Genomic DNA, 12,392 nt, shown 5'->3' with positions numbered 1-12,392 from the left:
GAAAATCCTGCATCCCTATCCCCACGTGAGGTTCGCTCGTCTTTATTCAAGGTAAGAGCCGTATGCAGTAGTGCTGCACGTACGGATCTGTGCGGGGGGCGGTCAGCAATGACCGTCCCTACCGCGATAACGAATGGCACTGCCGCAATTGTTGTTGTCATCGTCCGCGCAGAACGATAGGACCCGCGCGCGGTGCATGCGTTGTCGTGGAGTGTGAGTTTTGGATTGAAGGCGAAAATCGGGAATTCGACTTGGTTGTGAGACCATTTTGTCCTAATATTTCGCTTTATGTGAGACCTTTCTTGGGCGTTGCCGGCAAGCTTGGACCAAGGAAGGCCTCATGTCTTTTACATGGACTGCTCGCAGCGCGGATAGATCAATTGATTTAGTGATGCGTTCTCTATTGCAGCGTGACGGCTTGCCATTAGCCGATGCCCTGAGTGTTGAACAGATTGAGCAGGCCTTCGAAGACGAAGGCGTGTCGTTCAACGACGCCGAATCGAATCACGAGACGGCCGCCTCTGCAAACGACGTTGGACTCGTCTATACCAGCGGAGTGACGTTGTGGGCGATGGTGTCGCAAGCGTTGTTTGGCGGCGTTCAACGATCTTGCCGGGCCGCTGTCCAGCGGGTTGCGGTCTATCACGCGCTGCTGGGGCATGACGTCTCGTCGACCAATACCGGCGCTTACAGCCGTGCCCGTGCGAACGTACCGGAAGGCGTCGCCCAACGTCTGATCGAAAGCGTCGCGGAACGATGTGAGGCATCGATCCCTGAGGAGTGGCGGTGGAAAGGCTTTCGAGCCCTGGTCGTGGATGGCACGACCCATTCCATGCCGGACACCGAGGAAAACCAGGCGGAGTATCCGCAGTCCAGCATGCAAGCCGAAGGGCTCGGCTTTCCGATCCTGCGTGCGGTCGCTTTGACCTCACTGGCCACGGGGATGGTGCTTGGCCACACGACGGGGCCCTCGCTTGGGCTGACGATCACTGTTCCTCATTCCGTCCGACTTGGCGGGAAGCCAAGATCCCGTCTCAATGTCTCGGCCTGCTCGGGCGTCAGGTGATAAATTAAGATCGAATAGCCCGCCGATGCCACTGGCTGAAGGCGTTGGAAATAGGTAAACCGTGGTTTTGAAAATCGTGTGTCAACGTATCCTTTGACCTGGCCAATGCTGATGGCGAACCAGCCCGGACACGGGCCCGATAAGTCGGCATTTCTCACAGTCGGCGAATCATCGGGTGTCAGGAAGCCTGGGGCAGGGATCGCATCAATCCCCGCGAGTTTTGGATCAACGTCGCCATCGCCGACATAGGCGAGGTGAAGAGGTGTGGAGCTCGGATGGCTGTCGAGCCACCTTCTCAGAAAAAACAAATCCTGGCACCAATCGATATTGGCGCCCAAAAGGTATCGTGAGCCCCCGGTGGGGCCTCCCGCCGCGATGTTGAAAAATGAAATCTGATGCGGAAACACCATTGCGCTTTCCGTGGCGGCGAAAAGGCACGCCGCCGCTACAATCCGAATTCGAGTTCTGCGATGGCGGCCAATTGAGGTTGCCACACGGCTCGTGTGGATGAAAACGAATGGAAGCACCGGAATTGCATAGCGAAGATACTCATTGATTCCGGTTTGAGAGCTCACGAGTGCGAATAGTGAGATTGGCGGCAAGAGTAGTAACAATTCGTTTTCCCATCCGGATCGGAATTGCTTCCATAGTAACATCGCCATCGAAGACCAAAGAAAAATGGCGATTGTCGCAACCGGAGTCTTCAGGACAAATGCACAGGCATAGTAGTACCACCACCCTTGATCTCGCAGGACGCCGAACAGATACGAAGGTCTACGTTGCTCAAATTCATATTTCTGAATGTCAAATCCTCGTACATAGTCTTCCGGAAACGGTACTGGGATGACCCCGGCCCAGGTATTCGAGAATCGATTGGCGCCTTCATCCGGATGGTTCTCTCCGCTTAAGCTTTGGCTGACAAACTGAAATTTCCCCAATGGCGTCCAGGTGCCGCGAAATCCGTAGCCCAGATTGAGGACATAGAGTCCCATCGCAAGGATCAGGACAAGCTGTATTGCGGGTAATGGCTTCGAGAAGGCGGTTTGGCTGATGCCGGAGCCCAAGGCAATTTGGTGCAATTCTTTTGTCGTACGGCCCGGCTGAGGCGCTGGTTCATTTCTTGAATTGTGAAACACTCTGTGGAGTGCCCAGAGTGTTGGCCATATGGCAAACAGAATAATCCAAGACATTTTCGACAACTCGGCCAGGCCCAGTGCCAGTCCCGCATACACAGCGTTCAGCCAGCTTGGATCGCGCATCCATTTCCGATAGGCGTATGCCGACAGGAGGCCAAGTGAAGCGCAGCCCGCGTCAGGGGTGATACAGGCGCCCCAGGCAATCATGTTGGGGCAGCCGCAGTAAAACGTCGCCGACAGGATTCCGGCAGTTACTCCGTAGAGTTCCGTCGACCATTGATACGCGAGGTACATTCCAAGCAGGCACAGCGGAATGCAGGTCCAGCGGGCGACTGTCAGATACCAAAATGCGGCCGGCCCATTGCACGTCACGAAATCCTTTCCTACTGGGAACTCGTCTCTTGACTGCGGGGCTAGTTTGCTCCAATGCGACCAATCTTGTTTTGCGGACGTGAGCAATATTGGTGCTGAGGCAATCATTCGAACCAAAGGCGGGTTCACGCGGTAGAGGTCAAAGCGGCTGAATTGCCAGTGGCTAAGACCGGCCACAAGGTGTGCCGGTTCATCAACTCCTGGGCTGTTAACGACAGCGATCCACATCAGGCAAGCTGCGTGAACTCCCAGCAAAATCGGCAGAATGAACGCCGAAACGTTGTGCTTGGCAGGTGGGGTCGCAGCAGAGCTTCTGTCCGCTTCTTCGCCGGATCTGACGTCGTTCATTGGCGTGAAGTCGGTCTGCTTCATGTTGCGGGAATCCAAGCGTGAGCACCAAAAAATGCCGAGGCACCATGCAGATGATGAAGAACAATACAGTCTCTGCGAGATTCCCGACACAGCACGGTGTGGTTTGATTGAAATTCAACATTGCCGGTTTGCCGGAAAGTTGCGATTTGCAGCGAAGAATCCACGCCGCAGAATGTCGGGATGACGACGTATTGGCGAACGAAATGAGCCTTTTTTTCAGCGAATTCTGACAACAATCACGGATTTAGAGTTTAAGTCGATTTGTCGTCAATGAGCAGTATTGCATTTGGATGGAGGGCGTGTTGCGGGTTGCCGCGAAGCGATTGACAGGACGTTGGGCTCTCCGTATGTTTGATTTTCGCCAAAACGTTCGTTTTTGGCGAGTTTGAAGTGCCGTTGTGACATTTCAGTGCATCGATTCCAAGATGAGGAGGACAAGGCAATGGTGTTTTCGAGTCAAGACTGGAAGCCGATCGGTTTAATGTCTGTGGTCATCGCTGTCATCGCTTCAAGTGCCATGGTCGCGTCGGGGGGGGCAAGCGGCGAACTGCCGGGGACCCATGCTGACGCGCAGGTTCTGGCGAGCATTCGCGGCGCACAAGTTGGTTTTTCTTGCACGAATGGCGCGGCTTGTACCGCGACGCAGGCTTGCCCAGCTGCTCAGGCCGGCGTGTGTCCTATCCCTGCCGCAAACTGCGTTGCTGGGGCTGTGGGCGGGGTTGCGAATACTTGTTCCGGCGCGGTGAATCAAACGTGTGTGGCGGGCGGTTCGGCCGTCCAGTGCGTCGCAGCTCCGGTTCAAACCTGTTGCAACCTGACAAACTCTTGTGCACAAGGGCGTGCTGGTTGTGATTGCAGCGGGGCGATTATTGGGGGACCCGTTGCGATCGGTACGCGAACTGTTTGTTGATCGCGGAGACGTCGGGGTGCTTCGCCTGCCATTGACGTCAATGGCGAGGTGACGACCTGAAGGCCGTCGTTTCAAAAATGTTCTGGTCAGAGTTTCGTCCGTTGTGTGTCATGACAAGGCTGCTTATCAAAAGCGTATGCCATGCATTTCGGCGTATTCGCCCCGGCAGGGATCTCGGTGCCCTTGATGTTGTCGGGCCAAATTCTTGTGCGGACACAACGGACGATCTTTCGTTGATTCCGGCTCCAAATCATCTCGTTTCTGTCAAATCAATGGATGTGTGTTGCTTGGTCAGATCTCATGAGGCTTGGCATTTCAGTCTCTCGATGTCGCGCCAGGCTCGATCGCGGATTGGACAAATCCAGGGACTGCGGCAATGGGTTTATCAAGAGGATTGTCATCATGAGAGCATTCAATGTGACTCGTTGTGGTCTTGTTATTTGCCTGATTGTGCTGACGGATTTAAACACGACATTATTTGCAGTTGAAATCGAGCAGGCTCTGGCGGTCGTTTCGCGCCACGAGGCCGAAATCCAGTCGGTTCAATTTCATTGCGATTTCAAGACCGGCGAATTCGAATCAATTGATGATTTGTCAAAATTTCGCGTCGAATTCGAGGACCGGAATTCCTCTTTGACGAAATTTGATTTTGATGGCAGACGTTTCTTTTGTCATTCGTCGCGAGTTTCGTACGCGATATTTCCTGGTAACACTCCAGATAAGGCGAAAGGATTCCAGAGTTCGCTTGATGAATATGCGAATGATGGAAAGGTTTTCCAGCATTGGTATCGTCACGTCTTGACGGAGTCGGGGGCACCACCTGCGATTCCTGACTTAGAGACAAAGCTTCATCAGGGAAACCGACAAGGGTTTATCGCAACTGCGGCCGATGAAGATCGAATGATGCAAGGGATCGGCTATCTCAAGATGCAGGGATTGGCCACAGGGATGATCTGGGCGGCCCCATTCATATGGCCCGAATTCGAAATACCTCAAAAGTTGTCGGAGTTTATCCGCGACAAGACGGACCCCGACGACACCGTGTCGGTGAATGCTCTGGATGATGGGCTTTGGGAGATCATTGTCGTTTGCGACAACGAAAAGCGAGCGGTTCCCTATAAGTGGACGCTGACATACGACCCGATTCGTGGCAGGCCGATGACGGTCTTTTGGGAATGTTATCCTAAATGGCGCCCACGACGAAAAGCGTTCTATGAATATGATTCACCCGATGCCAAGTTTCCGTCCCGAGTGGTTTTGGTGACGCTTCCCCTTGGCAAAGGTGGCATCGACGGTGAGTGGCGATATCGGGATGTCGAGATCAATCCAAAATTATCGGATGCGGATTTCAAGTTGTCGTTTCCCAAAGGGACGGAAGTCACCGATCATACTCGACAAAGAACTTATATCGCGGGCGAAAGTGCCGTCGACGATGACAAGGCTGTCCGTGCATTTATGGAGAGTCAGGGCCTGAACGCATCTCCGAAGACCGAACTTGTGGAAACAAAAAAATCAGGATTTCTACTCCTGTTGGGCATTAACGGCGTTCTCGTTTTCGCGCTGTTGATTTTCCTGTGGCGACGCTCGAAACGCAGTGTGGCGGGTCTGCTTTTGGTGCTGGGGATCTGTTCAGAGGCATCGGCCGCGGGACCGCTTCAGGATCAGAAAAGTAACATGTCAATCGGGCATGAGTCTCAATACACCACCCAGTGCGGAATGCTCTCGACGCTCTTCATTCTCCGACATTTTGATCTGAATTATTCGCTGAATGCTCTGGATGCATCGTTTCATCCCGACGACCGCGGGATTCCAATGTCTGAAATCGTTTCCGTCCTCGAGGCATATGGCCTTGAATGCCATCCGAGAAAGGGTGTTACCGTTCGTGACGTGACAAGAATGGTCGATCGTGGCTATCTGGCGCTGATACCCGTCACTCTTAAGAATGGAAGGGGACACTATCTTGTCGGGGTCAAGCATGCGAAGACGAACGAGTTACTCGCTGTCGACGTTCCAACTTTAGTTGCGGGGCTTGATCAGGCAATTACCGATGCAAAACTGAAAGAAACCAACGGTGTGGTCGCGTTCGTCTCTCAAAATCCGCGGCGACCTCAACGAAAAATCGATGTCCGGTTTGATCAGAGTGTGATCGACCTGGGTGAAATCCATCCCAGCGATACTGCGATCCGTACGGTCGATGCCGAACTCGTGAACCATTCCGCGTCGCCGGTGATCGTCGACGAAATTCTGACGTCGTGTGGCTGCACAACACCCAATTGGACGTGCGGGTTGATTGGCGCCAATGAGAAAAAGACGATTTCTTTTAAGGTCTCTGTTCTTGGTTGGACGTCTGGAAAACAGACAAAGACTGTGAAAGCGAAATTGACTGGCGGCGACAATACAAATCTATTTATTACGGGTACGGGTGTTGATGCCCAGCAAGTTCATGGGATCTTTGTTTCGCCCAAGAAAATTGAAGTTGACGCAACTTCCTTATTTTTGCCAGCCAACCAAGAGCCCGAAGCTCCTCAATTCAAATTCGTCGTCACTGGCGATGCTGATTCCGTGGCAGCGCTTCGATCGAAGACCGGTACGGATTGGTTGGAATCCAAGGTGAACGTGCTACCGAATGATGCCGCCTTCCAGGACTCGTTGGCGGAAGTTGTCGTTTCCGTATTGAGGAATGAAGCATCACGGTCTGCGCTACAGAAAGGGCGAACGACCTGTCAATTGTCATTGTTTAAGGAGTTGCTCCCGAATGACGAACCGATCAAGGTTGCTGTTGTTGTCACTCGGAAGCCGATGGCAAAACTGAAATCGTCGATACAGGAACCGATAACGTCAGGCGAATCGGCCAGCGTGGAAATTGCGAGCGCAGTTCCTTCTATCGGTCACAAAATGGCTTTAAAAAGTATCAAGTCGAGCCCCGAAGGGCTTCTGTTTAGCCATTCTCAATTGGAGGATGGTTCAATTCGCATTCAAATCGACAGCACAACGAAGGACGCCGCTCAAACATATCTGGTGACCTGCGAGGTCGAACAGAACGATCCCAACGTGATCGACGTGATTGGCTTTCCGGTACAAGTGCGTTCGCCCCGTTGACTGACATCGCCGGTCGGCGTCATGCTCACGTCTCGACGACATTGACGTACGAGTTGACCCGGTGATCGTTGTATGATTCAGGCCCGCGGACAATTGATGAATGCCGTCTCAGCAAGGCCACGGCATTCGGTCTTATTTCCCTGCAAAATGAGCCAAAATGCTCTTGAGGACGTCTGTTAAGGGGCTGCTGTTGAAGTAGGGGGGGGGAGGGCAGGCACCTTGGCGTTGACGACGTCGTGTTTTTTTAAGCTGGCCGGAGCCAGTCCCAATGACTTCAACAGACTGGTGGGGCGGTATCGCTTGCTTCGGCCATTTTCTTTAACCGACGAGTCCTTCGACAAGATGGACACAGCCAAGCGTCGCAGTATCGCGATTGTCTGCGGTGCTTGCTCCTTGCGGATTCGATTGGCGTCTTCTGTGAGCGTTACCCCTCGAATTCAGTGCAATCGAATTTCGATGCTCCGGTGCTGACGGATGAGCTTGGCGAGATTCTTGACCTGGGCTGGGAGGTTGGACAGAAAATAAACGGGCTTCTCCCGAGTCTTTCCCATTGGTCTGACTTGGGTTGAATGACGGACATCCAAGCCGAAGTGGAGCATCAATGCACGGCAGTGGCCGTCCGGGCGATTAGAAATTTTCGACGTTTGTGTCGCAAGCAGGTGACAGGAGTCGAAAGATCAAATTGGTCTGCGAGCCAAAATGATTGAGCAACTGGCTGCGGAGACGATCATTGTTGATTGAGCCGGTCAAGGCGTTCGGCGGTCATGTGATACAAATAGATCGAATAACCGGCCATCATGTCGGGAGCGATGTGTTGAAATCGGGTCCATGTCGGTTGGTCGTTTTCGTAGTGCCGATAGCCATACAGATGATTGACACTGATTGCATACCATCCTGGAGTCAAGTTGGGGCGCGTCACTGTGTTATCTAGCGTCGACTGTGGCTCGGCTCGAAATCCTGCGAGTTTTTGATCCGCGAACCCGAAGTAGATCAAATTGATTGGGGTCGCTTCTGGGTGAGCGTCGACAAATCTTTTGAGCTCTAACAGATCCTGGCCCCAATCAATGTTGGCATCCAAAAGATGTCTCGGTCCGCCGAGCGGCCCGCCAGCAACCAAGTTGAAGTACGACATGGAATGGGGAAATACCAACAGACTGCCGAGGATTGCCATCATCGTACTGATCACACAGAGCAGTCGTGGCAAACGTTGTTTCAGTTCGAACGCTTTCGCCGATTGGCTCGCAAAGATGAACAGGAATGGAAGTGCTGGCAGAACATACCGCAGATATCTGTTGAAACCCGTTTGAGAACTGACAACTGCCAGCACTGTCAACGCGGGAATGAGCAGCACGATTTCGTCTCGAAACTTCACTGAATATCCACGCGAAATTGCGAGGAGAAGTATTGTCAGTCCCATGAGGAATAAAGTGCCGAGCGGAGTTTTGACGGCCAGCGCGTACAAATAGTAGTACCACCAGCCGCCGAGTTTCTGTTCGCCGCGCAGATACGACCATTTGCCTTTTTCAAAGTCGAATTTCTGGATATCGATCCCGCGAAGATAATTGGCGGGCACCGGGACCGGAATCGATCCGATCCACGAATCGCGAAACCGATTGCCTGGCGCTGTGTGAGCGTCTGGACCTCCCAGGGATTGGCTGATGAAAGTGAACTGTCCCAGCCGCTGAAAACTCCCATCAAGGCCGTAACCGAGATTTAAAACGTAAAGACCCAATAGGCACAGACAAACCAACTGCAAGACTCGCGGTTTCGGAACGACCACGGTACGAATGCAACACCGCCAAGCAAACCAAAGAACGGGCCAAAGCAGAAAGAGAATAATCCAGGTCGATTTTGACAACTCGGCGAGACCCATTGCGATACCGGCAATCAACGCCGCGCTCCACGAAGGGGTTTTCAGCCAGCGCCAGAACGCATACGCCGCGGCCACGCCGAACGCGGCCGCCCCGTTATCGGGTGTGATTGTCGATCCCCAAGCGAGGACATTCGGGCATGTGGACCAAAGAAGCAATGCGACAAACCCTGACGACGGTCCGAATAATTCTCGCGCCCAACGAAAGCAGATCCAACCACCGAACATGGAGACCGGGATTTGAGCCCAACGGCAGATGCTGAACAGCCAAAACGATTCATACCCATTGGCCCTCATAAACTTTGAGCCGACGACAAATTCTGGTCGCGCATAGGGCCCGTCTGAAATCGAACTCCAGTCCGTCTGTGGATTGATCAACAAGAGCGGAGTTGATGCAATCATCCGCATCAGCGGAGGATTGACACGATATAGGTCGAAGTTTCCGAATTTCCAGTGTGAGAGCCCCGCCGGAAGATGGGCAATCTCATCAAAGACAGGTGCATTGATATACGCAATTCTTGCAAGCAAGAGGGCGTGAACGAACAGAATTGCCCAGACCGCGATCGATTGGTTGTGTCCTCTACACCGGGCGAATAACCAGTGACTGGAGTTCATTGATATTGGCTTACCATTGATTGAAATTTTTGAGTCGATTTCTCAGTCAGATTCTGTCGAGTTCGTCGATACCAGTCCAGCAAATACGCCAGCCCCACGGAAAGAACGCAACAATCGAATTCGATCATCAAGATCGTACTCAGCGACTCGCCTATCAGGCGGAAAACAACAATCGACAAAAACGTCAAGAACAAGCCGAATGAATAGACCGCAAGTGAATTCTGCCCGCACTTGATCACCGGAGCCAAAAGACGACTATGCCAGATCTTAGCAGACGCCGCTGGAAGGACCGCTGAAAGCACGATGACAAGACTCATGAAATGAATAATCCGAATTGGTTGGATTCGAGTTTTGTGACTCCATTCGTTCGAGAAATGAACAAGAGTCTTTTGAAAATCTGCCGCGCCAGGAATTGCGCCGATCAAGTTATTGCGAATCAACAGACCAGCCACCAGGATTGCAAGCGATCCCCAAAAGAATGCTCTCGTCAGAGAGGGCGATCGTCGACAGTCAGGTTCGCGTGCCGTCTCACCAGATTGCCATGTCTTGGCCAAATCGCGATCACGTGGAATTAACTGGTTGGGAACCTGGCTCGTCCAAAATGCGGCACCGCGATCCGCGTCTGTTTGGTCAGGCATCTCTTTAATCTTCCCAAAAATTCGGGTTGTCCCGACGCTCATGCCGATAAAAAAAAGAAATTGCCAGGCGAATGGATTGAAAATCCACTCGCGTCCCCAAGGGAATCTGGGTAGCTGAAGATTGGGTATCATTTGCGTTGCAACGTAGAGACCCAAAGGAATGATCCAAGCCGTCTTGGCACTTCGCAATCGCCAACATAGCAACAGCGGCATGAATGGTAGAATGACCGCATAAACGGCCAGGATCGGGAATCCCCATGGTTGGTAACACATTGGCAGTGTCCAACGGACACATTGTACGGCGCCCTCGGTCAGGCTCAGTCGTTCGACGAGCCGTGATGAATAGTTGCGAAAGCAAACTCCCATTCCAATCACGATCAACGCCATCACCAGATATGTCAGGTAGATACTGATCGCCCGTCGCACGGCCTTCTGCTGACAGGCGAGCAGCCCCCGCTGTTGAAGGTGCCGCTGAAACGCCCGTCCGAAGACCAGGCCTGACAGAAAGACGAACGCTTCGGCTCCGTCGAAGTAGCAGGTGGAAACTGGCATCCAGGGGCGGATGGCTTTCAGAAATGATTGATCTTCAATGTGATCGACAAGGACAACGAGCAAGGCCATGCCGCGCAGGAAATCGTATCGCAATTCGCGATTTCCGTGTTCGAGAGGCGTTCTTTCGATGGACATGTGTCGTCAACTTTGAAAGGCGGCGGATGACCAGGAACGTTTTCTGCGATGTCTTTGATTCGTTTTCGCAAACGGCATGTTTTCTGCAAGGCTACGTTCGACTGATGTTGCCCTCGACAAGATCGATAATTTGATCTTCAACACGAATTTATCAGAACCTACAAAGTTTGCGCACCTCATCGAGTGAAGATTAAAGATCTGGTAAATTCTTCATCAGAACAATCTCAGCGAGGGCCTCGCTTGTTTTGATGACAATGATGCCGATTGGACAGTGTGTCATAGAAGTTGGTTGATCGAGGCGAGGGCCAAAAAATACGCATTCGATTTTTGGTATCTTCAGAGGAGTACCAGCCACAACGAGCAATCTTCCAAGGCAGCTTGATGTTCTCGCCCGTGCCAGAACGGCAAGTCGCCTGGCTTACCCCCACTTCACAAACTTCGGATCTACAACGTACCCACACGAATCACAATTCGGGTTTGATGCCGAAATCTGCCCCTCTTCACAATGGGGACAGACATCTGAGTCCAAAATCGCTCAACAATTCACGCCAAGTTCCGCGTCGAAGTGCGAGCACTGCGGATTTTCGAATTTGAATCCCCATTCGTGATAGGAGTTGGGACAAATGTCGTTCGGTACGACCTCAATTTCTCCATCAACCACATACCGATGAGCCGACGAATCACCGGACCTGAGATAAACCTCTCCCGATTCGGAAACTCCCAAACCTAGATTCAGCAACGCTAACGAGCATTCTCGATTCCGGTCGAAGATTGACAGGGTGCATTTCAAATCGACCGACACGTCTTCGGAAATGGTTTGTCCACATTTCGCAATCAGCCTTCGCAGTTTCTCGGCTTCATCCGATGCCAGAAGCCGTTCGATTTCCTCCGAAATTTCGTCCAATTGGGGGGCGATGTCATCCCACGTGCTTTGATCCATCACATGTCCTTTTGGGAGTTCCATTTGAGATGATCTTGGCGGCCACTAAGCATCCCGTCAACATAGACATCTTTCCTGCGTTGCGGCTCGTCCCTCACCTCATACAGCGAATCGAGAGGCGGCCAAGCCCTCCGTTTCAATTGTCATAATTCCGAGGTCATTAATTCAAAGAGGGTATAAGATTCAGGTTTCGAAACCTTGGTTCACATGACGCTCCCGCGTCTTGCCTTCAAGGCATACTCGATGATTGAAGGAGAGGCGCCGACCTTTTGACGAGAGAGAATCAGGAACTCATCGTTACAGATCGATACAGGCTCGAAGCTATGCCTCGAACTCTGTTTCGAATCGGGATTCACTTGTCGAAACCCAATGTCCAATTCCGTGCAACCCGCTACTTATGCAAGCGGAACTTTTGCAATTGATGGCCGTCCAAAGGACGCTGACACAACTCAGTAACGGATGAGTGGTCCAACAACATTGTGTACATCACGGCGCGGAGGTAAAAAAGGTTCCTGACACCTTTTTAGGTCTGGGTGTTTTTGAGCTGTGAGTTGACGAGGCGTTATCAAGCGGGAGCTTGGTAACGAGAAAATCGATTCTGCTTGAGGATGAGGAGCTCGGGTGAAGGAGCGTCCCCAAGCGGGAGCTTGGGAACGAGGGAAAACCAAATGGTTGTTTCAACTGCTT

At 52.3% G+C, this 12,392-nt stretch carries 6 protein-coding genes; 2 read left to right on the top strand and 4 right to left on the bottom strand.

Annotation, left to right across the window (positions count from 1 at the left end; all coding sequences use genetic code 11):
- Positions 1-391: 391 nt before the first annotated feature.
- Complete coding sequence (locus OSO_RS45780; protein ID WP_010586678.1) at positions 392-1,066, top strand: hypothetical protein; 675 nt, start codon at positions 392-394, stop codon at positions 1,064-1,066.
- Here OSO_RS45780 and OSO_RS0130240 read toward each other — a convergent pair.
- A complete protein-coding gene (locus OSO_RS0130240; RefSeq protein ID WP_010586677.1) occupies positions 997-2,946 on the bottom strand; it encodes an ArnT family glycosyltransferase in 1,950 nt (649 codons plus the stop codon). The two genes, OSO_RS45780 and OSO_RS0130240, sit on opposite strands and share 70 nt — an antisense overlap.
- Before the next feature lie 1,312 nt (positions 2,947-4,258).
- Here OSO_RS0130240 and OSO_RS0130215 point away from each other — a divergent pair.
- The gene (locus OSO_RS0130215) at positions 4,259-6,955 is read left to right on the top strand and encodes a DUF1573 domain-containing protein (protein WP_010586674.1); all 2,697 of its coding nucleotides are present in this window, start codon (positions 4,259-4,261) and stop codon (positions 6,953-6,955) included.
- A 727-nt stretch (positions 6,956-7,682) separates the two neighbouring features.
- Here the strand turns inward: OSO_RS0130215 and OSO_RS0130200 are convergent.
- The 3 genes from OSO_RS0130200 to OSO_RS0130185 form a co-directional block, all read right to left on the bottom strand.
- Positions 7,683-9,440 carry an ArnT family glycosyltransferase gene (locus OSO_RS0130200; protein ID WP_010586673.1) on the bottom strand — a complete coding sequence of 586 codons (1,758 nt, stop codon included), beginning with the start codon at positions 9,438-9,440 and terminating at the stop codon, positions 7,683-7,685.
- Positions 9,437-10,765: an OpgC domain-containing protein gene (opgC, locus tag OSO_RS0130195; protein WP_010586672.1), complete on the bottom strand. Its 1,329-nt coding sequence runs from the start codon at positions 10,763-10,765 to the stop codon at positions 9,437-9,439. Before opgC ends, OSO_RS0130200 begins: the two co-directional genes overlap by 4 nt.
- A gap of 535 nt (positions 10,766-11,300) precedes the next feature.
- Positions 11,301-11,729, bottom strand: a complete 429-nt coding sequence (locus OSO_RS0130185) for a hypothetical protein (protein WP_029247636.1) — start codon at positions 11,727-11,729, stop codon at positions 11,301-11,303.
- Positions 11,730-12,392: the final 663 nt, after the last annotated feature.

This window comes from Schlesneria paludicola DSM 18645 (assembly GCF_000255655.1).
Taxonomy (GTDB): domain Bacteria; phylum Planctomycetota; class Planctomycetia; order Planctomycetales; family Planctomycetaceae; genus Schlesneria; species Schlesneria paludicola.
The sequence above is the reverse complement of the archived record's forward strand: the minus strand, read 5'-3'. Positions and strand labels throughout refer to the sequence as shown.